Annotated in this window: 23 protein-coding genes and 2 tRNA genes; 16 read left to right on the forward strand and 9 right to left on the reverse strand. The window is 45.3% G+C overall.

Annotated features, from left to right (window positions below; all coding sequences use genetic code 11):
* Positions 1 to 79: 79 nt before the first annotated feature.
* The 3 genes from Q3W13_RS14860 to Q3W13_RS14870 form a co-directional block, all read right to left on the reverse strand.
* Positions 80 to 165: transfer RNA gene (locus Q3W13_RS14860), tRNA-Leu, on the reverse strand.
* Positions 166 to 232: 67 nt separating this feature from the next.
* A tRNA-Gly gene (locus Q3W13_RS14865) sits at positions 233 to 308 on the reverse strand.
* Positions 309 to 428: 120 nt separating this feature from the next.
* The gene (locus Q3W13_RS14870; RefSeq protein ID WP_302865058.1) at positions 429 to 911 is read right to left on the reverse strand and encodes a regulatory protein RecX; all 483 of its coding nucleotides are present in this window, start codon (positions 909 to 911) and stop codon (positions 429 to 431) included.
* A 235-nt stretch (positions 912 to 1,146) separates the two neighbouring features.
* On the opposite strand from Q3W13_RS14870, the gene Q3W13_RS14875 reads away from it, so the two are divergent.
* Both Q3W13_RS14875 and Q3W13_RS14880 read left to right on the forward strand, forming a co-directional pair.
* A complete protein-coding gene (locus Q3W13_RS14875; RefSeq protein WP_302865059.1) occupies positions 1,147 to 3,609 on the forward strand; it encodes a bifunctional UDP-N-acetylmuramoyl-tripeptide:D-alanyl-D-alanine ligase/alanine racemase in 2,463 nt (820 codons plus the stop codon).
* A gap of 11 nt (positions 3,610 to 3,620) precedes the next feature.
* On the forward strand, positions 3,621 to 4,211 hold the full coding sequence (locus Q3W13_RS14880) for a DUF502 domain-containing protein (RefSeq protein WP_302865060.1): 591 nt from the start codon (positions 3,621 to 3,623) through the stop codon (positions 4,209 to 4,211).
* Positions 4,212 to 4,596: 385 nt separating this feature from the next.
* Here the strand turns inward: Q3W13_RS14880 and Q3W13_RS14885 are convergent, their stop codons facing one another.
* The 4 genes from Q3W13_RS14885 to Q3W13_RS14900 all read right to left on the reverse strand — a co-directional run bounded on the left by Q3W13_RS14885 (position 4,597) and on the right by Q3W13_RS14900 (position 9,556).
* Complete coding sequence (locus Q3W13_RS14885; RefSeq protein WP_302865062.1) at positions 4,597 to 5,814, reverse strand: TCR/Tet family MFS transporter; 1,218 nt, start codon at positions 5,812 to 5,814, stop codon at positions 4,597 to 4,599.
* Positions 5,815 to 5,875: 61 nt separating this feature from the next.
* Complete coding sequence (locus tag Q3W13_RS14890) at positions 5,876 to 7,132, reverse strand: TCR/Tet family MFS transporter (protein WP_302865064.1); 1,257 nt, start codon at positions 7,130 to 7,132, stop codon at positions 5,876 to 5,878.
* A gap of 106 nt (positions 7,133 to 7,238) precedes the next feature.
* A complete protein-coding gene (locus Q3W13_RS14895) occupies positions 7,239 to 7,946 on the reverse strand; it encodes a TIGR00730 family Rossman fold protein (protein ID WP_302865065.1) in 708 nt (235 codons plus the stop codon).
* A gap of 110 nt (positions 7,947 to 8,056) precedes the next feature.
* Entirely contained in the window at positions 8,057 to 9,556 is a 1,500-nt protein-coding gene (locus Q3W13_RS14900) for a sodium:solute symporter (protein WP_302865067.1), read from the reverse strand.
* A gap of 246 nt (positions 9,557 to 9,802) precedes the next feature.
* Between Q3W13_RS14900 and recR the strand changes: the two genes are divergently transcribed.
* The 4 genes from recR (at position 9,803) to Q3W13_RS14920 (ending at position 13,099) form a co-directional block, all read left to right on the forward strand.
* A complete protein-coding gene (gene recR, locus Q3W13_RS14905) occupies positions 9,803 to 10,420 on the forward strand; it encodes a recombination mediator RecR (RefSeq protein ID WP_302865267.1) in 618 nt (205 codons plus the stop codon).
* 251 nt (positions 10,421 to 10,671) lie between these two features.
* Complete coding sequence (locus tag Q3W13_RS14910; RefSeq protein WP_302865070.1) at positions 10,672 to 11,511, forward strand: glycosyltransferase family 2 protein; 840 nt, start codon at positions 10,672 to 10,674, stop codon at positions 11,509 to 11,511.
* Positions 11,498 to 12,313 (forward strand): SDR family oxidoreductase, encoded by an 816-nt coding sequence (locus Q3W13_RS14915; protein ID WP_302865071.1) that lies wholly within the window; start codon positions 11,498 to 11,500, stop codon positions 12,311 to 12,313. The genes Q3W13_RS14910 and Q3W13_RS14915 overlap by 14 nt, the downstream gene beginning before the upstream one ends.
* A 171-nt stretch (positions 12,314 to 12,484) precedes the next feature.
* Positions 12,485 to 13,099 carry a hypothetical protein gene (locus Q3W13_RS14920; RefSeq protein WP_302865072.1) on the forward strand — a complete coding sequence of 205 codons (615 nt, stop codon included), beginning with the start codon at positions 12,485 to 12,487 and terminating at the stop codon, positions 13,097 to 13,099.
* Between the two features lies 1 nt (position 13,100).
* Here the strand turns inward: Q3W13_RS14920 and Q3W13_RS14925 are convergent, their stop codons facing one another.
* Positions 13,101 to 14,252: a glycoside hydrolase family 105 protein gene (locus Q3W13_RS14925; RefSeq protein ID WP_302865073.1), complete on the reverse strand. Its 1,152-nt coding sequence runs from the start codon at positions 14,250 to 14,252 to the stop codon at positions 13,101 to 13,103.
* Between the two features lie 95 nt (positions 14,253 to 14,347).
* On the opposite strand from Q3W13_RS14925, the gene Q3W13_RS14930 reads away from it, so the two are divergent.
* The 7 genes from Q3W13_RS14930 to Q3W13_RS14960 all read left to right on the forward strand — a co-directional run bounded on the left by Q3W13_RS14930 (position 14,348) and on the right by Q3W13_RS14960 (position 22,833).
* Positions 14,348 to 14,878: an HdeD family acid-resistance protein gene (locus Q3W13_RS14930; RefSeq protein WP_302865074.1), complete on the forward strand. Its 531-nt coding sequence runs from the start codon at positions 14,348 to 14,350 to the stop codon at positions 14,876 to 14,878.
* Between the two features lie 26 nt (positions 14,879 to 14,904).
* Positions 14,905 to 15,828: an AraC family transcriptional regulator gene (locus Q3W13_RS14935; protein ID WP_302865075.1), complete on the forward strand. Its 924-nt coding sequence runs from the start codon at positions 14,905 to 14,907 to the stop codon at positions 15,826 to 15,828.
* Between the two features lie 176 nt (positions 15,829 to 16,004).
* On the forward strand, positions 16,005 to 16,766 hold the full coding sequence (locus Q3W13_RS14940) for an SDR family NAD(P)-dependent oxidoreductase (protein WP_302865076.1): 762 nt from the start codon (positions 16,005 to 16,007) through the stop codon (positions 16,764 to 16,766).
* 155 nt (positions 16,767 to 16,921) lie between these two features.
* On the forward strand, positions 16,922 to 18,745 hold the full coding sequence (locus tag Q3W13_RS14945) for a beta-L-arabinofuranosidase domain-containing protein (protein WP_302865077.1): 1,824 nt from the start codon (positions 16,922 to 16,924) through the stop codon (positions 18,743 to 18,745).
* Positions 18,746 to 18,883: 138 nt separating this feature from the next.
* Positions 18,884 to 19,789 carry an AraC family transcriptional regulator gene (locus tag Q3W13_RS14950; protein ID WP_302865078.1) on the forward strand — a complete coding sequence of 302 codons (906 nt, stop codon included), beginning with the start codon at positions 18,884 to 18,886 and terminating at the stop codon, positions 19,787 to 19,789.
* Positions 19,790 to 19,853: 64 nt separating this feature from the next.
* Complete coding sequence (locus Q3W13_RS14955; RefSeq protein ID WP_302865079.1) at positions 19,854 to 20,714, forward strand: SDR family NAD(P)-dependent oxidoreductase; 861 nt, start codon at positions 19,854 to 19,856, stop codon at positions 20,712 to 20,714.
* 1,309 nt (positions 20,715 to 22,023) lie between these two features.
* Positions 22,024 to 22,833: an SDR family oxidoreductase gene (locus Q3W13_RS14960; RefSeq protein ID WP_302865080.1), complete on the forward strand. Its 810-nt coding sequence runs from the start codon at positions 22,024 to 22,026 to the stop codon at positions 22,831 to 22,833.
* Here Q3W13_RS14960 and Q3W13_RS14965 read toward each other — a convergent pair.
* A complete protein-coding gene (locus tag Q3W13_RS14965) occupies positions 22,826 to 23,623 on the reverse strand; it encodes a 5'-nucleotidase, lipoprotein e(P4) family (protein ID WP_302865081.1) in 798 nt (265 codons plus the stop codon). The two genes, Q3W13_RS14960 and Q3W13_RS14965, sit on opposite strands and share 8 nt — an antisense overlap.
* A gap of 220 nt (positions 23,624 to 23,843) precedes the next feature.
* On the opposite strand from Q3W13_RS14965, the gene Q3W13_RS14970 reads away from it, so the two are divergent.
* The 3 genes from Q3W13_RS14970 to Q3W13_RS14980 all read left to right on the forward strand — a co-directional run bounded on the left by Q3W13_RS14970 (position 23,844) and on the right by Q3W13_RS14980 (position 26,305).
* A complete protein-coding gene (locus Q3W13_RS14970; RefSeq protein ID WP_368077632.1) occupies positions 23,844 to 24,287 on the forward strand; it encodes a secondary thiamine-phosphate synthase enzyme YjbQ in 444 nt (147 codons plus the stop codon).
* Between the two features lie 34 nt (positions 24,288 to 24,321).
* Positions 24,322 to 24,906 (forward strand): hypothetical protein, encoded by a 585-nt coding sequence (locus Q3W13_RS14975; RefSeq protein WP_302865082.1) that lies wholly within the window; start codon positions 24,322 to 24,324, stop codon positions 24,904 to 24,906.
* 61 nt (positions 24,907 to 24,967) lie between these two features.
* Positions 24,968 to 26,305 carry a polysaccharide deacetylase family protein gene (locus tag Q3W13_RS14980; protein ID WP_302865083.1) on the forward strand — a complete coding sequence of 446 codons (1,338 nt, stop codon included), beginning with the start codon at positions 24,968 to 24,970 and terminating at the stop codon, positions 26,303 to 26,305.
* Positions 26,306 to 26,316: the final 11 nt, after the last annotated feature.

Consider the following 26,316-nt stretch of genomic DNA (forward strand, 5'->3'; position numbering starts at 1 on the left):
CATGCCTTTAATTTACAAAATCTCTCCCGCTTATACAAAAAAACCGCCTCATAATTTTACTTATGAGACGGACTCTTTGTACCTAGGGCGGGAATCGAACCCGCACTCGCTTTAAGGCGAACAGGATTTTAAGTCCTGCGTGTCTACCAGTTCCACCACCTAGGCGTGGTTCCATTGTTTTGGCTAATATACTAACCTTTAACAATAAATCCCTTCTGTTTTGGAAGGGATTTGGAGCGAAAGACGAGATTCGAACTCGCGACCCCGACCTTGGCAAGGTCGTGCTCTACCAACTGAGCTACTTTCGCATTTTTTCATTCCTGCAACCCGATGTTTACTTGCTGAACATCTTACCTCGTTTGCGGGAGTGCAAATATAGGCAGAAAAGGATTTTCTGCAAGATAAAATTTAACTTTTTTTAAAGTTTTTTATAAGTCGCTGGTTTTCAAAATATCTAAAATCAAATCGTTTTCAAAACCGCGGCCTAAAGCGTACTGTTGTAGTTTAAAGCGGCGTTTCAGGTTGTTCTTTTCCTCAATCGTCCTGGCTTTTTTTGTCAAAATAGCCTCCAGCGCCAGCCTGTAATCATCATCCGGAATGGCCTGCAGCGCTTTCTTAATCAAAACATCGGGCACTTTTTTAAACTTCAGGCCTTGCTTAATCTTGTTTTTTCCCCAGCCTTTCTGGTTAAACTTGCCCTGCGCATAGGCTTTGGCAAAGCGTTCCTCATTTAAAAAATTAGTACTGATCAGTTCACCAATGATATTTTCAACAGCATCCGGCCACAGGCCCCATTCATACAGTTTGTCCCTTACTTCCTGCTGGGCACGTTCCTGGTAGGCACAGTAATGCTCTGCTTTGGCAAGGGCGGCTTTGGGGTCGGTTATTTTTAATTTTTTAAGTTCGTCCATTAAATCATATCTCGTTTATGTAAGAAAGCTCGTATCGCCTAAGCGAAATCCTATCCAAAGTAGAGCACTTAAACTTCGTGTAATTGAGCACCCTCTCCATTGGAGAGGGCAGGGTGAGGCCTAACGCGAGCCCATATCGCAGGCCACTTTAAGCAAACACTTTTTGGTTCGTCCATGTAAAACCAAAAATCGCTAAAAATTCTTCTATCTACAGAAATATCAGCAAATTCGTGCCATGCTCAGCAACCAGTACACTATCGCCGAAATAAAGCAAATTCTGAACGCCGGGGGCGCCATTGTTAAAGATTATCCCATTAATACCTTATTAACGGATAGCCGCCGCATCAGCAACCCGGCAGGCGCTTTGTTTTTTGCGCTGAGCGGCAGGAGGAATGGCCATGAATTTATCGCCTCGGCCTATGCCGCAGGCGTCCGCAATTTTGTGGTGCGGCAGGGCAGCGAAATAAAAGCGCCGGAAGCCAATTTTTTAATGGTGGATGATGTACTGGCCGCACTGCAAACGCTGGCAGCGTACCACCGCAGCCGGTTTGATTTGGAAGTGATAGGCATTACGGGCAGCAACGGCAAAACCATTGTAAAGGAATGGCTGTACCAGCTGATGGCGCCCGACAAAAACATTGTACGCAACCCCAAAAGCTATAATTCGCAGATCGGTGTGCCGCTTTCGGTTTGGCTGATAAACGAGAAGAACGACCTGGGCATCTTCGAGGCCGGCATATCCACCATTGGCGAAATGGATAAGCTGGAAGCCATTCTGAAACCCTCGGTAGGCGTGTTGACCCATATGGGCCCGGCGCACGACGAAGGTTTTGAAAGCCGCGAGCAAAAGGTACGTGAGAAGCTGAAGCTGTTTAAAAATTGCCGCCTGCTGGTATATAATTATGAGCAATCGCTTGGGTTTGAAGACGACATTACAGCCAAAGAACGCTTTACCTGGAGCACCGAATTTAAACAGGCTGATCTGTATGTTTTCAGCGGGACAGCCATCTCGAAAAACTATTACCTGAGGGCGATTTATAAGGAAAGGGAAATTGAGTGTTTGATCCCATTTTTAGATGAAGCGTCTATCGAAAATGCTACCCTTTGCTGGGCGACCATGCTGGCCATGGGCTACAGCCCTATTGACACCGACGACCGCATAGAACATCTGAGCGCTGTAAGCATGCGGCTTGAGCTTAAAAACGGCATCAACGATTGCTCTGTGATCGATGACAGCTACAACTCCGACCTGCAATCGCTGGAAATTGCCCTGAACTTTCTAACGCAGCAAAATCAGCACCATAAAAAAACGGTGATCCTGTCGGATATCTACCAGTCCGGCTTGCAGGCCGGCGTACTGTACAGGCAGGTGGCTGATTTAATAAAGCTCAAGCAGGTGGATAAATTCATCGGCGTGGGAGAGGCCTTGCTGAACCACAAGGATTATTTTGAAGTGGCGGAGAAATTCTTTTACCCGGATACGCCGGCCATGCTGCAGCATTTGCGCACCCTCAACTTCAGGGATGAAACCATACTCATAAAAGGGTCGCGCAGCTTTGAGTTTGAACTTATCAGCCGTGTATTGGTACAAAAGGCACATGAAACCATTTTAGAGATCAACCTGAACGCCTTGTTGAACAACCTTAACTTTTACCGCTCTAAGTTAAAAAAGGGCACAAAGGTGATGGCGATGGTAAAGGCGTTCAGCTACGGAAGCGGCACGTTCGAGGTGGCCAATATCCTGGAATATAATAATGTGGACTACCTGGCGGTAGCCTATATTGATGAAGGTGTGGCTTTGCGCAATACAGGCATCAGTCTGCCGATCATGATACTGAACCCCGAGGCCTCCGCCTTTGACAAGCTGACGGAATTTAAACTGGAGCCGGTAATTTACAGCTTCGGCCTGTTTGACGATTATATTAAATACGCGCAGGAAAAAAATGTGCTCAACTATCCCATTCACATCAAAATAGATACCGGCATGCACCGCCTGGGCTTCGAAAATGCGGATGTGGAAATGCTTTGCGATTTGCTGGAAGAAAACCGCTATGTACATGTGCAGTCCATATTTTCGCATTTGGTAGCCAGTGAAGATCAGCAGCATGACGAGTTTACCAAAAGCCAGATCGAGCGCTTTGAAAAGGCTTACAAGCAGATAGAAAAAACGTTGGGTTATAAGGTGATTAAGCACCTGAGCAATACATCGGGCATTATCCGCTGGCCGCAGGCGCATTATGATATGGTGCGATTGGGCATTGGTCTTTACGGCATTGATATGGGCATGGAAACCCCCGACACCGGCCTGCAGCCCATCGCCAGCCTGAAAACAAGTATCGCCCAGGTAAAAAAAGTACAAGCCGGCGAGACCATCAGCTACAGCCGCAGTGGCAGCCTGGCGAAGGACGGCAAAATTGCCACCGTACGCATAGGTTACGCCGACGGCTATTTACGTGCCTTTGGTAATGGCGTAGGCAGGATGCTGGTAAAAGGGCAGTTGGTACCAACTGTTGGCAACATCACTATGGACATGTGCATGATAGACGTTACCGGTATCGACGTAACGGAAGGCGACGAAGTAATAATATTTAACGAAGAACAGCGTATAAATGAGCTGGCCAACCAGATAGGCACCATCCCCTATGAAATTTTAACCAATGTTTCGCAAAGGGTAAAAAGGGTGTATTTTTATGAGTAGGATATAAACGAATGAAGCAAATAGCGCGCGCACTTTTACGGTATTTTATTAAAGGGCTGTTAATAGTAGTCCCCCTCGGCGCTGCATTTTTCCTGATTTTTTGGGCGGTAAAAACAATAGATACCTCGCTCAACCTCAGCGATTATTTATGGACGGATGCCCATGGCAAGCCGATGTATATCCCCGGTCTCGGCATCTTAAATGTTATTGTTATTATACTGGTGGCCGGCATACTGGTAACCAACGTAGTTACCGACCCGATAAAACGCTGGTTTTACCGCTGGCTTAACCGTCTGCCATTATTCAAATTCCTGTATTCATCCATCAAAGACTTAACCGAGGCTTTTGTTGGTGAAGAAAAGAAATTTAACGAGCCCGTATTGGTCGAGATCAATGAATTCGGCGTAAAAAAGATAGGGTTTGTAACACAGAAGGATCTTACAGCCCTGGGCCTTCCGGGCCACGTAGCGGTATATTTTCCATGGTCATACTCCTTTGCCGGGCAAGTCATCATTATCTCTGCCGATAAAGTAAAACCCATCGACAAAAGCGCTGCCGACATGATGAAATTTGTAATTTCCGGCGGTGTTTCAGGTCTTTAACACGATTGCAGTATTTTTTTGATTTACAGTATTTTGGAGTAATCGCTAAAACCGGATTTTGTTACTGATGGTATCCATAGTCTATCAACTTAATCAACCTAACTTAATCCAACTCAATCAACCAATCAATTACTATTAAATGTAACGAAAGCATCATTTGGAATCCGTCAGCAGAGAAGCCTCGGGAAAAAGCCGGAAATGCCGCCGGCCTGTGCGATGGGCAGGGCATAGAAACTTTTCAGATACAGGATAAGAAAGCGATAACACGTATATGGGCTCCTATCAAGACAAAGTAACAGCCTCCGCGGCAAATGAGCGGCGCTGAAGTCTGAAGTTATATCATAAACATACTTTTGAGAACCGTGTGATAGAAGTAGTCATTAAATCACGCTTTCCTAAAACTCCTCACAGCAATAACCGTACTGATCAGCATCAAAATCGCAGATAACAAATACGGCGCACCCGGAAAATGAACAGATCGCGGACTTTTGGTAAAAAAGAAAAACACGTAGCTCAACAACAACGGCCCTATAACCAAACTGATACTGTTCAGAATAGCAAAGGCCCCCTGTAGTTCCCCCTGCTCATTTTTGGCTACTTCTTCAGTAGCGATGCCCTGCAGGGCCGGGCCCGATAGTCCCCCGAGGCAATACGGGATCATACAGAGATAAACCATCCAGCCCTTTGACGCAAATGCTATCAGCGCAAGGCCGATGGCATAAAATACCAATCCCCATATAATATTTTTTTTATGCCCGTATTTCGGCACGGTATACCGGATCAGTCCGCCCTGTATGCCTACCAAGATCAGGCCGATGAATAAGCCCAGCGTACCTACACTGGCAGGCGTCCAGTCGAATTTTTCATATAAATAAGTTGATAGCAGGTATTCCACCGCTTTCTGTGCGATATACACAATACCTGCCGCAGTCAGCAGCCCGGCCAGCCCAGGGCGCTTTTGATAAATACGCCATAAGGATAAAAACGGATTTGCCCGGCTCCATTCAAATTTCCGGCGGTACCGCGGAGCCAGGGATTCGGGCAGCACAAACAGGCCATAAAAGCCGTTGGCAAAGGCAAAGGCAGCAGCTGCCATAAAGGGAAACCTTAAGTTTATGGCACTAAGATAAGCACCCAGCGCTATACCGATGATGAGCCCCAACGCCGACGCTGCCCCGACCAAACCAAAATTGGCGGCCCGCTTATTGCCCCGGCTGATATCGGCTATATAGGCAGTCGCGGTAGAGGTACTGGCTCCGCATATGCCTGCAATGGTACGCCCCACAAAAAGCCAGGCAATTGATGGTGCAAAGGCCATTACCAGGTAATCTATCGCAAACCCGAACAATGAGATCAGCAGGATGGGGCGGCGCCCATACGTGTCGCTCAGGTTACCCATTACCGAGGCGAACACAAACTGCATGGACGCATAAACAAAAGTAAGCCAGCCGATATAGGTGGATGCTTTACTGATATTGATATTACCCAGTACTTCCAGCAGTTTTGGCAAAACAGGGATAATAATGCCCAGGCCCAGCACATCGATAAAAATGGTTACGAAAATAAATCCGAGGGCTGCGGTCTTCTTTTTACGTTTTGCCATACGGTTAGTTCAATGTGAAAAAGGATTTTTGCGTGTAAAAGTTTTGTTTTTTTGTTGACGATCAAAGATTGGTTGAAACTTGGTCGCCAACCGCCACCGGGGCCGACTTTCCCTTTTTAAAACTTCTTACAGCCAGGATGGCGCTCAATAACATCAGTATGGAGCCGATAACATAGGGGGCACCGGGAAACTGAAAGAACGGGTTGGGCTTGGTAAAGTAGTAAAACGTTTCAGTCATTAACAGCGGGCCAAATATCGCACTGATACTCATCAGGCTGGTTAAGCCGCCCTGCAATTCGCCTTGTGCGCTCGGCGGCACGCTGCTGCTGATATATCCCTGTATGGCCGGCCCGGCAATTCCGCCCAGGCAATAGGGGATAAGGAATGCAAACATCATCCAGCCTTTTGAAGCAAATGCAAAAAGTATAAGTCCCGAAGCATACAACAGCAAACCTATCCATATACTTCGCTCATTACCAAGTTTTGGTAAAATTACCCTGATAAGCCCGCCCTGCACACCGGCAGTTAATACGCCGACAAAGGCAAGAGAAAAACCTACCGTGCTGTTGTCCCAGTTAAATTTTTGCATGGTATAATAGGTCCAGACGCTCTGCACCGCTTGTCCGGCCATATAGATTAAAAACAATGAAGCAGCCAGCCCGATAACGGATTTGTACTTTTTAAGTTGGAGCAGCGTGCCCAGCGGGTTGGCGCGCTTTAGTTCAAAGGGACGCCGGTGTTCTTCCGGCAGCGACTCAGGCAATATAAAATAACCATAAATGGCATTCAGCAATGCCAGCGCAGCGGCAGCGATAAATGGATAGTGAACGTCGAGTTTTCCGAGAAAACCGCCCAGTGCAGGCCCGATAATAAAACCTAGGCCAAAAGCCACACCCACCAGGCCGAAATTAGCCGCGCGTTTTTCGGGTTCACTGATGTCGGCGATATAGGCATTGGCGGTAGTATAGCTTGCACCAGTTATGCCTGCCACAATACGGCCCACAAACAGCCAGCCAATGGTAGGCGCAAAGGCCGAAAAGGAATAATCGACAGCAAAACCCAGTAACGAACAAAGCAATACCGGCCTGCGCCCGAACCGGTCGCTCAGGTTCCCGATTACGGGGGCGAACAGAAACTGCATGATGGCATAAGCTGCAGTTAGCCAGCCGCCATACCACGAAGCATCGCTTACATCGCCGTGAATTAATTTTTCAATCAGTTTGGGTATTACGGGGATGATAATGGCCAACCCCATAATGTCGATAAACAACGTCGCGAAAATGAAGCCAAGGGCGGCCTGCTTTTTAGGTTTGTGCATAGCCTGCAAAATAAATATTTATCACCGAATACAGGATAAATATTTATTTAGAGATAAGCGCCTCTTAAAGCAATTATGCCATAATTTCCTGTGGAGAGAATTTCTGTTAGAAGTTCGGCTTCAGCACATACTTGTCGTAGAAGCGGAAGATATGTTCTGTTGCCTCCTCGGCGGTATCCACCACGCGGTAAAGCATCAGATCATCGGGGTGAATGTTGTGTTCTTCGTTCAGCATCTTTTCCTCTATCCAGTCAAATAAACCCTTCCAGTAATCAACGCCCACGAAGATAATGGGAAAACGGGCGATTTTTCCGGTTTGGATCAGGGTTATCGCTTCGAAGGATTCATCGAGTGTGCCGAAGCCCCCGGGTAGTACAATAAATCCCTGCGAATATTTCATAAACATTACCTTACGGATAAAGAAGTAATCAAATTCCAGCAGTTTATCCCTGTCGATATACTTATTGTGGAACTGCTCAAAGGGCAGCTCTATGTTTAAGCCTACCGATTTACCTCCCGCCTCGTAGGCGCCTTTGTTGGCCGCCTCCATAATACCGGGGCCGCCGCCTGAAATGACACCATAGCCGCGCTCTGTCAGTATACGGGCGGTATCTTCAGCAATCTTATAGTATTTATTATCGTTGTGGGTGCGGGCGGAGCCGAAAATGGATACGCAGGGGCCTATTTTTGCCAGTTTCTCAAAGCCGTCCACAAACTCGGCCATTATCTTGAATATCTGCCAGGAGTCGGTTACTTTTATTTCCTGCCAGTTTTTATTTTCAAACGCTTGTCTTATTTTCTCTTCACCTGTCATGTTGTGTATTTAGTCCGTAAAGTCCGAAAGTCGGTAAAGTCCGGAAAGTTTTTAGATATCTGCAATAATATTACAATAATGGAATAGGTAAGTTTTGAATTTGCTAACAATTACGCGGGCCTTACAGACTTTCGTAGCTTATGGGCTTTCGGAGCTGAAGTTGCCCATAGACCGATAAACGTTATCAGTCCGTTTACAATGATCAGTTCATTGTCGAAAACATAGCCGCCCATTAGTTTAGCGGAATTTGTACTTAAGTAATAACATATTGCAGGCGATACCAGGCAAATAAACGGAACGAGTTTATCCGCTACCTGCCGCTTACCTAAGAAAAGCCCAAACGAGTAAAGCCCCAGCAGCGGACCGTACGTATAGGACGCAACCTTAAATATGGCATTAACTACTGCCGTATTGTTGATGCTGTTGAATATCACGATGGTAAGCAGCATGGCGCCGGAAAAAATAATGTGAACATAGTGCCGGGTGCTCACCATTTTCTTGCTGTTTACATCGCCCTTTTTATTAAAACCCAGGAAATCGACGCAAAAAGAAGTGGTAAGTGCCGTTAAAGCCGAATCTGTTGTGGCAAAGGTAGCTGCCGTTAAACCGAGCATAAACACCATAGCAGGTACAATGCCAAGATACTTAAGGGCGATGGTTGGGTACAGGTAATCGGTCTTTTCAACGGTGATGCCGTATTTGGCAGCATACATATACAACAAAGCTCCGACACACAAGAAGAAGATGTTGATAACAACAAACACGCCGGTAAAGCTGAACATGTTTTTTTGCGCCTCGTGAATGTTTTTTAAACTGAGGTTTTTCTGCATCAGATCCTGGTCCAGCCCGGTCATGGCGACGGTGATAAAAAGTCCGCCTAAAAATGCCTTAGTAAAATGGAATTTGCTGGTCAGAAAATCGCTGAAGAAAAAGATTTTGGAATAGCTGCTCTCTTTTACAGCTTCCGCAGCTTGTAAAATATTATAATCAAGACTGCGGCAGATAAAGTAAATTGATAAAAATACCGACGATACCAGGAACAGCGTCTGCAAACTGTCGGTGATGATGATCGTTTTTAACCCGCCTTTAAATGTGTAAGACCATATCAGCACCAAACAAATAAGCCCCGTCACCACAAACGGCACATGATAACTATCAAAGATAAATTTCTGTAATACGATCACAACCAGGTAAAGCCTGAACGAAGAGCCGATGATCCTGCTGATGAGAAATATACCTGCGGCTGTTTTATAACTCCACACGCCTAGCGCGCCTTCAATGTAGCTGTATATCGACGTAAGCTTTAACCGGTAATACAACGGCAACAGAACCAGGGCAATCACTATAAAGCCTGCAGCATTCCCTAAAACGAACTGAAAATATTCAAATTGGTCGCCGGTTACTGCCCCAACCTTGCCGGGAACGGATATAAACGTGACACCACTTAGTGCTGTGCCGATCATGCCAAAGGCAACCAGATACCATTTGGAATTACGGTTGGCAATAAAAAAAGTATCATTATCTGATGATTTTCGGGAGGTGAGCCAAGAAATTATAAGTAGTACGAGAAAATATCCGATTATGAATGAGAGTAGTATTCCTGGCGACATGCTTTTCTTTTAGTATAAAAATCCAGTAGTTCGATTTTTTAAAGTTGATTATAATTGACGCAAAATACAAGGGTTATCGGGTAACATATTTAAAACATGCCCCGTTTATTTTTAACCACGGAGGCTCTGAGTGAAAATGCAGGCTCAACGGAGAACGGAGGGTGGACGGGCTCAGTGCGCCAACGTGCGTTATTTGTCTCTATGGTTAACTTTCCAAACCTCCCTGGTAATGCCTATCTTCGTAACATGAATTTCTCATCAAAATTACTGGAAGATGCTGTAGCCGAATTTGCCAAATTACCCGGCGTTGGGCAAAAGACTGCGTTACGCCTCGTGTTGCATCTCCTCAATCAGGATGTACAGGATGTAGAGAAATTCAGCACTGCCATCAGCAAGCTGCGCAATGAAATACAGTTTTGCCGCGTTTGCCTCAATATATCCGATTCAGCCGTTTGCGAAATATGCGCCTCGCATAAGCGAGACCAGAACACCATTTGTGTTGTAGAAGACACGCGCGACGTGATGGCTATTGAGAACACCAATCAATACAATGGCGTATATCATGTTTTAGGCGGACTGATTTCGCCTATGGATGGCATCGGTCCTTCCGATTTGCAGATAGAGCCTTTGCTGGAACGCTTAAAAGAGGGTGAGGTAAAGGAGATCATCTTTGCACTAAGCGCTACGATGGAGGGCGACACCACCATATTTTACCTCGATAAAAGACTAAAGTCATTTGATATAACCGTCTCTACCATCGCTCGCGGCATTGCTTTTGGCGGGGAATTGGAATATGTAGATGAGATTACGCTTGGGCGGTCGATTGCTACGCGCGTACCCTACGTTAACGCCATGTCGAAATAAAACGAAATATCGTATTTATTTCAGCACACCCGGCTGATACTTTAGCGGAGGCGGAGCCCAACTTCTTAATCTTAAAACCGCTCAGTGCTGTATAACGGCTGTATAATTTGCACAAGCCGGTAAAATTTCCACATATTCTTGCAGCGGTTCTTTACATGGCATGAGTTTTGGTACTTGATCCTGAAAGGGCAAAAGTGCGCTCTAAAATTTTTTTAACGCCGCTTAATCCTTACACTAAATGTCATGTCGAAATGAGTATGAAACTATCCGTAATCCTTGTAAATCACAATTCGCGCATCTTGCTTAAACAGGCGGTACAGTCTGTAGTTGAAGCCTGCAAAAGCATTGAGCATGAGATTATTGTTGTCGATAATAATTCGGATGACAATTCTTTAGAGATGCTTGCAAATAATTTTGAAGGTATAACGGTTATAGCTAACGAAGCTAACCTCGGGATTACTCATGCGCAAAACCAGGGCATACAGCAAGCTGCCGGTGAATACATTTTGCTGCTGGACGCTGATACGATGACCATCAAGGATTCGGTTGAGAAAATGATAAGCTTTATGGATGAGCATGTAAATGCCGGTGGAATGACTGTGCGGATGCTTAGTCCGCAAGGGCGTTTTATGCCTGAATCTATCCATGGCTTAACTAGTACCTGGGGGGCATTTTTAAAGCTTATCGGCTTTGCCAAACATTTATCAAAAACCCGCCTTTACGACCGGAACCGCAAGGACTGGGTAGAGGAGTTCCAGGTTTCCGAAATCGATATAGTGAACGGCGCTTGTATGTTGTTGCGCAAATCGGCTTTAAATGAAACCGGCTTACTTGACGAACGTTTCTTTGCACATGGTGCCAGTATTGATCTGTCGTACCGTTTAAGGCTTGCTGGTTTTAAAAATTATTACTTCCCCAAAACTTATATCATTAAATACGAGAGCTTAAACCAGGAGAAATTTAGCTGGGAATACATTAAATATTTTTATGGGGCGATGTTTATCTTCGCGGTCAAATATTTAATAAGGGTACCTGAAATTAAGGTAAAGGGTATCCCGCAGCTATTCCCTCCAACTTATGAAGTTAAATGATAAAGTAATCGTTATAACCGGTGCATCCTCCGGCATCGGAAAATCCCTTGCTCATGAATTTGCCAAACGCGGCGCCAACCTGATACTCGGCGCAAGGCATTTTGTAAACCTGTGTGCTATTACCCAAAAACTCGAACAGGAATTCAATATTAAAGCTGTAGCGGTGCAATGCGACGTTACAATTGAAGAAGATTGTAAAGCGCTGATCAGCCAGGCTTTAATTACGTTCGGTAAAATTGATGTGTTAGTAAATAATGCCGGGATTTCCATGCGGGCATTGTTTAAAGATACAGACCTTAAGGTTTTAAAATCTGTAATGGATGTGAACTTCTGGGGCACGGTTTATTGCACGAAATATGCAATGCCTGAGATCTTGAAAACCCGCGGTGTTATTGTCGGTGTTTCATCAATAGCAGGCTATAAAGGCCTGCCTGGCCGATCCGGGTATTCTGCTTCAAAATTCGCAATGAATGGTTTTTTGGATGCCCTGAGAGTAGAGAATTTGAAAACCGGGGTACATATCCTGACGGCCTGCCCGGGCTTCACCGCATCAAATATTCGCAACACGGCCCTGGATAAAGAAGGTAACGAGCAACGCGAAAGCACCCTGAATGAAGAGCAAATGATGAGCAGCCAGGAAGTGGCAAGGCGAATTGTTAACGGAGTGGAGAAAAGAAAACGGACTTTGATAATGACCGGAGAAGGAACGCTAACGGTACTTATTGGTAAGCTTTTTCCAGCCTTGCTCGATGGGTTAGTTTATAATAAACTGGCCAAGGAACGTAATTCGCTGCTGCGATAAAATTTAAGTTATAAATGGCCTGTACACTGCCCGTAAATGAACAGTTTGATGCCATAAGCGGACAGCGGAATTGCCTGTATTCGTTAAATTGATTGATTTACATGAGAATGTGCGGATGGTATATTTGTTGTGCCTCTGCATTTAAACTCAATATCAAACAAAACCCGCATCATGAAGATATTTCTTACCGCTGCCTTAATGCTTAGTGTCTGCATCTGTTTTGCCCAGCAACAAAGCGATTTTAAGGTCTATAATCGTAGCCTGTCAATCAATAAAGCCGGAAATGCCGACGTCATTTATTTAAATGACAGGAATAGTGCCGGCATAGCCTGGCTGAAAGATGTAAAATTTACTGACGGGAATATAGAATGTGATATAAAAGGCAGAGACATGTTGCAGCGCAGCTTTGTAGGCATTGCTTTTCATGGCGTTAATGATACCACCTATGACTGTATTTATTTCCGGCCGTTCAATTTTAACGCTTCGGATAAAGTGAGGCGATCACATTCAGTGCAATATGTGTCTGAACCAAAGTACGACTGGGAAATATTACGCAACAGATTTCCGAATAAATACGAACAGTCGTTGCAAACTCCGCCGGGCGCCAACGACTGGTTTCATGTCCTTATCCATATAAAGGATAAAACCGTAAAAGTGTATGTAAATAACGAGCGAACACCTTCGTTAACGGTTGAGCAGATCCAGCCCATGAATGGAACTATGCTTGGTTATTGGGCTGGTTATGGTTCAGATGGCTCGTGGAAAAACTTGAAGATAAGTAAATAGTTTATTTAGCATCCGGGTGCTTACTAACATATTTGTAAAGCTGCTCGCCGGTAAGCAAAAGCGCCCCCACGCCATAAACTTCGGTACTTTCTGCCGTAACCATGTCCGGGCTGTCGCCAATGCGTTGTACGTAACCCAGCATGCCGTTGGCGTGAACAGAGGAAGCAAGCGCCGCCCATGCTTTCTTTACGACCGGCCAATACGTTGCCTGGGCAAGCAGGTTATGGTTTAGACCCCATAGTAAGGCATAGCAATAAAAGCCTGTGCCGCTTGTTTCCTTCACCGGGTAACTTGCAGGGTCCAGCAGAGAGGCATGCCAGCTGCCATCAGGCTGCTGGAGCGAAGCTATTTTCGACGCCATTTCCCTGTAGAGCTTTTCAAATTTTGCTTTTTCAGGACTGTTGGACGGCATGTTCTCCATTACCCTTACCAGGCCTGCCAGCACCCAGCCATTACCCCTCGACCAAAATACTTTTTTGCCATTTTTTTCTTTTTTGTTGAGGTAGCTCCCATCCCTGAAATACAAGTGTTCAGCCGGATCATACAAGTAATCGGTTGTCTTCCACCAAAGTTTGGTGGCTATGTCCAGGTATTTTTTATCATGCGTGGCTGTGCTCAAATAGCTTAAGGCTGTCGGCCCCATAAACAGTGCATCGCACCAGGCCCATTCGCGTTTTGCAATATTGTTTTTCCACTCCAGCGACTCGTCATGTGGTTTGCCTGCTATGCTGTCAGCTAATTGCATAAACGGCGCCATCATCTTTCTGTCGTGATATTTTACCGAAAGCAGCGAATAAGTTTGCCCGATACAATAATCATCAGCCATAAACCGCGAAGGTCCGGTTTGCCACTTCAGTTTTGTGCCGATTTTTACCAGCGTATCCAGGTATCGTTCATTGCCTTTCATCGAGCCAAAGGCATACAGGCCGGTATAACAGGCCGCGTTCGTCCAATCATAGGCCGGGTGCCGCATGCCTTTAGAGCTCCATTCATTCAGCTGCCAGTCAGCCACTTTATCCATCATCTTTAATATCGTCTTGCGCCTTAACAGTGAGTCTTTTTTACTATGAGCCTGGGCTGATTCTGTCGTAACCGATAAGATGATCAAACTAAAATACAGAAAACGGCGGGCTGATTTTTTTGTTAATAACATAATGCGGAATACTATTGGTTGAGGGTTAAAGATAAAAGATATTGCTTTAAAATCAATCCGCTTACTTGATAGTTCAACTTAAAGAAAGTTTAATTATGGAAATTACTGTAGATCGCCGCCTGCGCCATTGGTGGGTATTTGTTATAAGGGGTGTGATGTTTATAGCGCTGGGCGCATACATGTTTGCGTCTCCGGTTAGCGCTTACCTGGCGCTTGGTTTTATGTTGGGCCTGGTAATATTGCTGGCAGGTATTGCTGAGCTTATACATGCTTATGAAGACCGCGGATCAGCAGCCCGTGGATGGCACCTGTTTGTCGGTTTGGTAGATTTAATGATCGGTATAGTCCTGTTGAGTCATCTTGCCGCAAGTGCTACAGTATTAAGAGTTATTATGGGAATATACTTCCTGTTTCGCGGCCTTTCGATTATTAATTTTCGCAGGTTTGCGCGCAGGCCGGTATGGGTACTTGTCGGGGCGGTAATCGTGGTGCTTTTCGGAATATTAGTAATAGCCAACCCAGTTTTCGGCGCGGCAACGGTGATCATCTGGACTGCTTCTGCTTTTATAATAACCGGTATCTTAAATGTGCTCCTCGGCCTGCGCATGAAGGATTATAAACTTTAGTGGTATATTTGGCGGGTATTTGAATTTTGCAAATAGAAGCTGCTATGGATGTCACCACGCTGGAAGATTTTTATAAAGAAACGTCGACGCTTATCCCGCCCGATATCAATAAAGAAATAGGTCATTTTAATGTGTTTAAGATTGATGAAGTGCACGCCAACCTTAAGAAACGCAATGTAATGCCCTACAACAGGCGTGCCTATTATAAAATAAGCTGTATCAGCGGGCGCAATAAAGCCGAATATGCTGATAAGGTTATAGATATAGAAAAGAATGCGTTGCTATTTGCTACGCCGAAGATACCCTATCATTGGTTGCCGCAGGATGATAATCAGTTTGGCTATTTCTGCATTTTTACCCACGATTTTTTAACCCAAAACAAAGGTGGGGTAGTGCTCGATGAACTGCCCATATTTCAGCCCGGCGGCTACCCCGTGTTTCAGTTAACGGATGAGGCGGCGGAAGATATTACCCACATCTTCAAAAAGATGTATAAAGAGATATCATCAGACTATGCTTATAAATATGATCTGCTGCGCAATTATGTGCTCGAACTGATCCATTACGGGCAAAAATTACAACCGGCAACCTTGCTCTATCCTGCGCACACCGCATCGGCACGCGTATCGTCGTTATTTATTGAATTATTAGAACGCCAGTTTCCTATCGAATCTCCTCATCAAAAACTGCAATTGCGTACCGCCAAAGATTATGCCGACCGGCTGTCAGTGCATGTAAATCATTTAAATAAGGTGCTGAAGGAAAATATAGGTAAAACAACCACCGATCTCATTAGCAGCCGTATAGTTCAGGAGGCGAAAATCCTTTTGAAACAAACGGACTGGAATGTGTCGGAAATTGCTTTCAGCCTCGGTTTTGAGGAAGTAGCGCACTTTTCGAACTTTTTCAGAAAACAAACGCAAATGGCACCGCTGGCGTTTAGGGCATAAGAAAGCTGATTGTGAATAGGGCGGGAATCGTTAAAAAGTCGCGGCGGGGCGGAAAAACTCAGCACAAACCCCAGCTCGTGCGTATGCAACCGATTTGATTTTTGCAAATAATGGATTGAAGTTTGCAAACCCAAGCGCGTTTTCCGCGTTACCTTTGAATTATAAAACAAATAGCAATGGAGAACGGTAAAATAGCTTTAGTAACCGGCGGCAGCCGCGGACTTGGCAAAAACACGGCCCTGAGCCTGGCAAAAAAAGGCATCAATGTATTGCTTACCTATAACAGTAAAAAAGCTGAAGCCGCAGCAGTAGTTGCTGAAATTGAAAAGGCCGGCCAAAAGGCAGCCGCCCTGCAATTAAACGTAGGCGATATAAAAAGCTTCGATGGCTTTATCAAACAGGTTGAACAGGTGCTTAAAGATAAGTTTAATTCATCTCGTTTCGATTTTCTTATCAATAATGCTGGCACAGGCTACTATAACCCGGTTACCGCTACTACCGAAGAGGACTTCGATAACCTGGTAAATATTCATCTGAAAGGCGTTTACTTCCTTACGCAAAAATCCCTGCCAATAATGAATGACGGTGGCCGCATCATCAATATTTCGAGTGGGTTGGCCAGGTTTAGCTTTCCTGGTTCGTCGGCTTATGCATCTATGAAAGGCGCCGTCGAGGTGTTTACACGCTACCTGGCTAAGGAGCTCGGCCCGCGCGGCATAGCTGCAAATATTGTCGCTCCGGGTGCTATCGAAACTGATTTTGGGGGCGGCCGGGTAAGGGATAACGCCGACTTGAATAAACAAATTTCAAGTGTTACAGCCTTGGGCCGTGCCGGTTTACCTGATGATATTGGCGGCGTAGTTTCATTCCTGTGTACAGAAGATGCAAGGTGGATTAATGGTCAGCGCATTGAGGTATCAGGCGGGATGATGTTGTAATCGACTTGCGGATGTGCAGATGTTTAATTTGACAAATCCATAAATTTATGAATAAAGAAGCCGGGGCACTATACTTCCGGTTTCTTTGTTTTCCCTATTGGGGCCGGATGGTTTATTATTTAAAATGTACTATCTTGTAATAAATATCCGCCGGTATGAAAAACTTATATGCACTATTTTTTACTTTGATTTTTTGTTCCCAGGCCATTGCAACCCCGATAAAAATCTACGAGCCTGTTGTCGCTAATAAAATAAAGGATAAATATACGCCTGCTTATTACCAGCAAATCGGCGGACTGCTGGGCTACCGGATGAATGTAAACCTGGAAAAGAGGCTGCTCCAAATTGATTCGGGGATATTGTTATCGGGCTTTAAGCATAGGCCAGGCTCACAAACCTGGATTGGAGAGCATGTAGGCAAGTTCCTGTTTTCGGCATCAAAGACTTATGCCTACACCCGGGATGCACGCATCAAACATTTGATGGATGATATGGTGCGCAAGTACATTGCCTGCCAGATGCCCGATGGCTACCTGGGGACCTACCTGTTGAAAGACCGCTGGACGGAATGGGATGTTTGGGCGCATAAATACGCAATTATTGGTTTGCTGAACTATTATTCGGTAACCGGTTATAAGCCCGCTTTACTAGCCGCTGAGCGCGCAGCGGATTTGATTTGCCGTACCTTCGGCGATGAAAAAGGCAAGCGCGACCTGATGACTGCCGGCGAACATAACGGTTTAGCGCCGGGCAGCATTTTGGAGCCGATGGTTGATTTATATCGCTATACAGGGAACAAGCGTTACCTCGAATTCTGCAAATATATTTTACGTGCGTTTGAACAGCCAACCGGACCGAAAATTATTAGTCAGCTGCAAAAATATGCGGATGTAACTAAAGTGGGCGATGCCAAGGCTTATGAAATGCTGTCCTGCTTTTTAGGTATACTGAAATACTACATGCTTACCGGCGACGGAAAATATCTGCCTTTGTTACAAACCGCCTGGACGGATATCACTAAGAACAGGCTGTATATAACCGGTACCGCCAGCGATAATGAAATTTTCCGCGAGCCGCATGTTTTGCGTGCCGAAAACAGCGACAAAATGGGTGAGGGCTGCGTCACTGTAACCTGGATACAGTTTAACCTGCAATTGCTGCAAATAACCGGCGAGCCCAAATATGCGGAAGAACTGGAGCGTTCAGTTTATAATCACTTGTTTGCTGCCGAAAACCCAGAAACCGGTTGTGTAAGCTACTATACTGCTTTACAAGGTGCAAAGCCTTACCGCTGTGACCAGGGATTTTCCTGCTGTCTGTCCAGTGTGCCGCGTGGTATATCGCTTATTCCCGAAATGATGGGAGGGAAGATTGATAATACTTTCACGGTTTTATTTTATGAGAACAGCGCAGCATCAGTGACTATAAACGCAGCTGACAAATCTTCAGTTAACCTAAAATTGCAAGCCACCACCAAATTTCCATTGGATGGCAAATTGGATTACATCGTTAATCCGTCAAAACCGTCCGCATTTTCCATAAATTTCCGTGTACCGGAATGGTCTGAAAATTTTACAGCGACCGTTGGCGGCAAGCAATGGCATGGCAAAAAAGGCAAATTGATGACAATCAACAGGAAATGGAACACTGGCGACCATATTTCGGTCAATTTCGATATGCCTTTACAGGTATTACCCGGAGGATTGTCCTATCCAAACTCAATAGCATTTAAACGCGGTCCGCAAATTATGGCCGTAGACCAGCTTTTAAATCCCTCCATCGGCTCGTTAAAAGATGTGGACGCCCTGAATAACGGAAAACTGACTGATGCAACAGCCAGCCTTCCGCAAGGCTGGGATTGGAAGCAAGCCTACCACGTGGAAATGAAGGTAAACGATAGGCTGCAAAAGGTCGTCCTGGTACCGTTTTCGGAAGCGGGACAAAAGGCTTCTGAGATTGAGGTTTGGGTCAACAAGTAAATGGTCAATAGCCGCTGGCTGCATAAAAACTTTATTATCGGTTTCTCGCTCTCAAACGGGAATATTTTCATTTTATCAAGACTCTCTTTTATTACATTTCAGTTACAATCCATTATTTGAATTCTGTAATTTTGCTTTATGACTACCGTGGAAACGCTGAATGATTTTTATCAGCATAAATTTAACTGGCTGCCTGAGAATTTGAGTAATGACATTGGCCATTTCAATGTTTTCCGAACCGAAGAGTTTATGGGCGCCAATGCAAAGACTCCGCCGAAATACAGCCGCCGTGATTTTTATAAGATAAGCCTGGTAAGGGGGCACAATGTTTACCATTACGGCGAAAAAAGTATTGAGATTGATGGTATGGCCCTGATATTTTTTAATCCGCAGGTGCCCTATACAATTGAGCATATAAGCCCTGATTGGCAAGGTTACTTTTGCATTTTCCGGGAGTCGTTTTTTACTGACATAGTTCGCGGTCACCTGAGCGAAATGCCTATGCTGATACCTGGCGGTAATCCGTCGTACATACTGAATGCTGCACAGTATGATTATGTAGGACAAATATTTGAGAAAATGCTTGCCGAGATAAAATCGGACTATAAATTCAAATACGACCTGCTGCGCAATTACGTTACCGAACTATTCCACTATGCCATGAAGATTGAGCCTGCCCAGGCGCTATACAAGCACCCGGACGCCAATTCGCGCATTACTGCAGTATTTACCGAGCTGCTGGAAAGACAGTTTCCTATTGAATCGCCTTCACAACGTTTTACCCTTCGCTCGGCCAGTGATTTTGCAGAAAGGTTGGCAGTGCACGTTAATCATCTTAATCGTGCTATCCGGAAAACAACCGGCAAGACCACCACTGATCATATATTGGAGCGGCTTACCAATGAGGCTATAGCATTGTTGAAACATACTGACTGGAATGTTTCGGAGATCAGCTACTGCCTGGGATTCGAAGAGCCTTCCCATTTCAATAATTTCTTTAAGAAACAAACCGCTAACGCACCCTCTGCCTATCGTATTGTTTGAATTTTGTAAGTATTGGTTTGAATGATGCAAGCGGTCGCCTTTTTTGCGATGGTATTTTTGTGTTATGAAAAACAATAGCAACAATGAAAACAAAAGCAAGGTATGGTTTATCACCGGAGCGTCCAAAGGTTTTGGACTGAGCCTGGTAAAGCAACTACTCGCCGGAGGACAAAAAGTAGCAGCAACTTCCAGGTATGTAGATAGCTTGCTGCGCGCTGCGGGTGAGGTGTCTGAAAATTTTCTGCCGCTTTACGCAAACCTGGCTGACGATAAAAGTGTAGCAAACGCAATCGAAACGGCTCGTAATACATTTAACGGTCTGGACGTAGTTATCAATAATGCCGGTTATGGCATCGGCGGCAGCATCGAAGAGCTTACTGACGAAGAAGCCCGGGAAAGCTTCGATATTAATGTATTTGGCACTTTAAATGTTATCCGTGCTGCTATGCCTTATTTAAGGGACCAGCAATCGGGGCATATCATCAATATTTCCTCCATCGCCGGAATCGCACCTGCTACGGGTTGGGCATTATATGCGGCAACCAAGTTTGCGGTGATCGGTCTCTCGCAGGTGTTGGCCGAAGATGTAAAGTCAATGGGTATAAAAGTAACTGTGGTTGCGCCTGGCGCATTCCGAACCAACTTTTTGAGCGGAGATTCACTGGTCATAGCCAGGAATCCAATTGATGCCTACGCCGATGTAAGGAGTTCACACGCACGATACCTGCAAATGGATGGCAAGCAAGCCGGCGACCCTGAAAAAGCTGCGGCAGCTATTATTCGTATAGCAGGCGAAGAAAATCCGCCCGTGCATTTACTATTGGGCGAGGATGCTTACAATCGCGCTATGAATAAACTTGAAGTACTGGAGCATGAATTCAAGCTGAACGAAGAGCTTTCCAAATCTATGGCTTACCAGGGGTAAATGAATTCTTTCTGATAATGCATCTTGACCTTAACAGCTGCCTTACTTTACCAAATCCCTCCGGAACTCAATATCGATAGTAAATAAATAACAAGCAACACGTACACGCCGTTAGCTGCGCCACTCAGCATGCTCGGTTACGCACCTACGGAGCGAAAACTGCTTATCTCGTTTTCTGCCAATATTAGCCCCCGAATGGGGGCGCCCGTAAGGTTAGTTTTCGGTTTATGGCCTCATGTTTTTTCCGGCGATGATTCCCTAACGGCTCCGTAGGAGCCAAATATCGGTAGAAAATGTAGTCAACCGGGCATACGATCGGTGGTGACTAAACCGCGAATCGGTTGCAATATTATTTCCGCTGGGAACGCCTGTCATGCTAATTTATGGGTTCATAGGTTGTCGTATTTTTATGGACAAAACTAAATTCCTTTTATAGGCTCCGTTAGGAGCCAATTATTGGTAGAAAACATAACCAACCGGACATGCGCCCGGCGATGCCTAAACCGCGAATAGGTTACAATATTATTTCCGCTGGGAACGACTGTCATGCTAATTTATGGGTTCATAGTTCAGCTTATTTTTATGGACTAAACTAAATTCGTTTTATAGGCTCCGTAGGAGCCAATATTGGTAGAAAATGTAGTCAACCGGGCATACGCTCGGTGGTGACTAAAACCCGCGGAAAGGTTGCAATATTATTTCCGCTGGGGACGCTGTTATGCTAACTTATGGGTTCATAGTTCGTCTTATTTTTGTTGACTAAACTAAATTCCTTTTATAGGCTCCGTTAAGAGCCAATATTGGTAGAAAATGTAGTCAACCGGGCATACGCTTGGTGGTGACTAAAACCGCGAATAGGTTGCAATATTATTTCCGCTGGAAACGCCTGCTATGCTAATTTATCGGTTCATAGGTTGTCGTATTTTTATGGACAAAACTAAATTTCTTTTATAGGCTCCGTTAGGAGCCCAATTATTGGTAGAAAACATAACCAACCGGACATGCGCCCGGCGGTGCCTAAACCGCGAATAGGTTACAATATTATTTCCGCTGGGAACGCCTGTTATGCTAATTTATGGGTTCATAGCTCATCTTATTTTTATTGACTAAGCTAAATCCGTTTTATAGGCTCCGTTAGGAGCCAAATATTGGTAGAAAATGTAGTCAACCGGGCATACGCTCCGTAGGTGCGTAACCCGCGCACATGTTGCGCCTCGTTAATCATTCTACCGTACCAGCGCCATACCGGGACGGTTTACCGCGTATAACATTTCCGCTTGATATTATTTGACATATCTTTACCGCACAAATGACGATAAGTATCTTAGGCTGCGGATGGTATGGCAAGGCATTGGCGACGGCATTAATCGCCGATGGTCACCGGGTTAAAGGTTCGGCTACTTCGGCGGAAAAGCTCGCGGCGTTGGCTGACGCCGGTATTGAACCGTTTGTAGTTGACTTTAAGGCTGACCAGGAAACGTACACGCCGGAATTTTTCGCCTGTGATGTGTTAATTATCAGCATCCCCCCACGAACCCGGCATGGCGAGGGCAGCGATTATCTGCGCAAAATACAGCGGATTATCGATGCGGTTACGCACTACGGCGGCAAAAATGTAATCTACATTAGCTCAACCGCTGTTTATGGCGAAAGCTGCACCGAAGTAACGGAGGCCGATATACCAAAGCCCGACACAGCTTCCGGCGAAATATTGCTGCAAGCGGAAAATCTTTTTAATGCACAGCAAACGCTAAAAACAACCATCATCCGCTTTGGCGGACTGGTAGGGCACGGCAGGCATCCCGGGCGTTTCTTTGCCGGAAAAAAAAATGTACCAAACGGGCGGGCTCCGGTTAATTTAGTCCACCTCACCGACTGTATTGGCATTAGTAAAGTTGTCATTCGCCAAAATAAATTCGGGCTAATCATTAACGGCGTTGCGCCGCACCATCCTCAAAAGATGAATTTTTACCGCAGGGCCGCAGCACAGGCCGGCTTGGAAATTCCACAGTTTATGGATGAGCTTAACGCATGGAAAATTGTCGATAGTACTGTCCTTTTGCAGGAATTAAACTATCAATTCAGCGTCGCCAATTGGGACGACTGCAACTTTATTTGAGGTCAGTTTTAACCACAGTCTTAATCAGGGAGTCTTTTTGTGCGTTTGTTAAAGCCCCTTTTAATAAGGCGTTTTCCCAATCGCCGTAACCGATATTGGGTATCACTATATATTTATGGCCAAATTCTTTTTTGAGTTTTTCTGTTGCGGCATTCCGGCTTTGCTCGGTATATGGCGAGTCGTAAAGCGCGTTAAAATCGGGTAAATTATCGCCGCAGTACAGTACTACTTCATGCGTTTTTAAGACATCCCGGCGCCGTGCTTCTTTGCTTGACGAGGTAGACTTTAATATCAAATGTTTGTTATCAGCAAAAGGCAGATGGTGAAGCTTCAGATTTTTAATGGTTCCTTCCCGTTCATCCTCCAGGCGGTTGGTGATGTAATAAACTGCAACGCCTTTTGATGCCGCGTATTTAAAAAATGCAGGCGCGCCCGGAACGGTATCACAGATGGCCCTTGCTGTCCATGCATGCCAGGCCTGCTGGTCGAAATCTTTATTTTGAATGGCGCGGCCGGCAGTGTTGGGGCTATTGTCTAATAATGTTTCATCGATATCAGTAACTACCGCCAATGGTTTGCGGTGATGTTTTTTAAGAGCCATATCAAGCCGAAATTTGGCAATGTTGTAGGCCTGGAAGCATAAAGCCTTGTATTCTGCGGCCCGCTGCTGGTAAACCGCCCCCCATATTTTCCCGCTGTTGACTGCGGAAATGGGTATATCTTGCCCGTTTTGTGCAAATACGGTGGTGCCAAAACCACAAAGAAGTATAAATATCAGAGCCTTTTTCATAGGTGATACGGTTTTATTTGTAATGCACGGGTAAAGATAAAGATTGAAGTTATATTAATTAAAATCTAAATTATGGTTCGGGATATATTGCCGTTCGCATATTAAAAAGTCGACTAGCGTTGATCACACTGTAGCCCTGTTCCAAATGCCGGGTATTTTCTTCCTTGGTATAAATATTGCATAACTTTAAGTGACGATATACTTATCCGACATGATAAAAATGTACCAGCAGGCATTAGTGCTGAAAGAAAGAAAAAGAGGCTTCCACCTTATCACCTCAGAAATTACACTGGCCCTGCCGCAGATAAGTGAACTAACGGCGGGCATTTGCCAGGTATTCATACAACATACATCGGCTTCGCTCACCATTAACGAAAATGCAGATCCCACGGTAAGGCAGGATTTTGAGATGTATTTTAACAAAGCCGTTAAAGAGAACGACCCGGATTACCGCCATGACGATGAAGGTCCCGATGATATGCCTGCGCACCTGAAAGCAGCTTTATTGGGAAGTTCGGTAACGATCCCGATCCGTAATGGCCGGCTTGCGCTGGGAATCTGGCAGGGAATTTACCTGTGTGAGCACCGAAACCATGCTGAGCCGCGCCATTTAATAGTTACAGCCTGGGGAACAGATAACGAAACGATAGAAACTATTGGATAGATTTGTACGTAGTTGCTGTTACAAGTCTGCCGTTATGAAAAACCGCCTCACTGTTATCCTGCTGTTTATAAGTTTAATTGCCAGGGGGCAGGATTCGCTTAAATATTTTAACAGCATGCGTTACCAAATAACCAAAACCGGCATGACCGTGCTGGGAAGCTGGGCTATAGCTAATATTGGAGTTGGAGCTGCAGGCTGGGGCGGTTCGAAGGGCGGTCAGAATAAGTACTTTTACCAGATGACTACCTTTTGGGGTGCTGCCAATCTTGGCGCCGCTATATTAGGTTATACCGGGAATAAAAACAAACAGCTTAGTGCACCTGAAACGCTAAAAGCTCAACGAAAAATCCAAAAGATATTCCTGATCAACGGCGGACTGGATTTGGCCTATATCGGCGCAGGCATTTATCTCAATCATCGCGGCATAACTCACGGGTCGGCACAACTAAAAGGATATGGTACCGCGCTGTTACCACAAGGCCTATTCTTATTACTGTTTGATGGCACTATGTATGCAACACATCGGAGTAATGGGAATAAATTAAGGCGGTTTTTCGAGAAAAATCCGATAAGTTTTAACGGAAGGGAAATAGGGATGAGTATCAGTTTAAGCAATTAAGTCTTATTGTAACTTTCCTGCTATTATTCTCAAATTAACCTAATTGCGTTAAATTTGATATATGAACGCAGTAATCAAAAGACTGGTCGTAACCGCTATAATTTTACAGCCAATCGTCTCGCAAGCACAGCAAACCACCACAGGCGCAACTGAAATCACTAAATGGCAATACGGCAGAAACGGCGCAGTTTCACTGACGTATGATGACGGCTCGATAAATCAGTTTAAATATGCCCTGCCGATAATGGAACGGCTCAGAATCCCGGCCACGTTTTTTGTAATTACAGGCGGCATACCCGGTTCAAAATACCACGGTAAATTTATTGGTCGAAACGTAAAGGCCATTATAAAGGAATCTGCAACCATTCCAACAAACGATCAGAACTTTTTGGAGCGCTGCTCTGCAGGTGGTTACCTTGGTTATAAAGGTACCATCACTTACGTTACCAGGGCTGCCAGCGCGTATGATAGCCCAAAACACAGGGATCGCGCTTTTAAGATAATGGATACGCTTTATCAAAAGGTTCGTGCCGGCGAGTTTAAGCCAGGTTATCAGCCTTGCGACGAAGTTCTGCAGGAAGACGGCCTTACCTGGGAGGACCTGCGTAATTATGGTGGCCGGGGGTACGAAATTGCCAGCCATTCTATCACCCATGCCAGTATGCCGGGGTTGGATTCGGTTAATATTGCTTATGAACTTGAGAAAAGCAAGGAAGAGATTAGGGATAAGATGGGATGGAAATACACATTTTCGTCCGAGGTGCCTTACGGATACGAAAACGAACGCGTGATGAAAATCGCCTATAAAATTTACCCGGCATTACGCAACCGCATGCCCGAGCCCTGGCTGAAGGAATTAGACCGCGCCAGCAGGCAAACGCCTGGAAAACCGGATAAGGACTATATACAATGGCAGCGTGGTGCGACTACTAAAACACCATTGCCGTTGATGAAAAGTTGGGTGGATACCGCAGCTGAAAGAAAAGATACGTGGTTGGTGCTCGTATTTCACGGCGTGGATAATCTGGGTTATGAAGCGCTTCCGCATACCATGCTCGACGAGTATTTCCAATACATCAAAAACCGGCAGGACAGGGTTTGGATAGCTACTTTCGGCGATGTTGCTAAATACATGCGCGAAAAGGAACATGCCAGGGTTGAGCAAAGCCAAAGAGGCGGTAAGATAACAGTAAGCTTAAGCCATAGCCTTGATAAAACTATGTACGATCTGCCACTGACCTTGAAGACCTATGTCTCACCGGAATGGAAGCGCGTCTGGGTATGGCAGGGCAAGCGTATGCAAAGAGTAGAAGCCCAAACAGACGCTAAGGGAACCTACGTACTTTACCAGGCCTATCCTACCGGTGCGCCGCTGACATTGTCCGGAAAGGAGGATTAGTGGTAGCGACG

This window comes from Mucilaginibacter sp. L3T2-6, assembly GCF_030519355.1.
In the GTDB taxonomy this organism is placed as follows: Bacteria; Bacteroidota; Bacteroidia; order Sphingobacteriales; family Sphingobacteriaceae; genus Mucilaginibacter.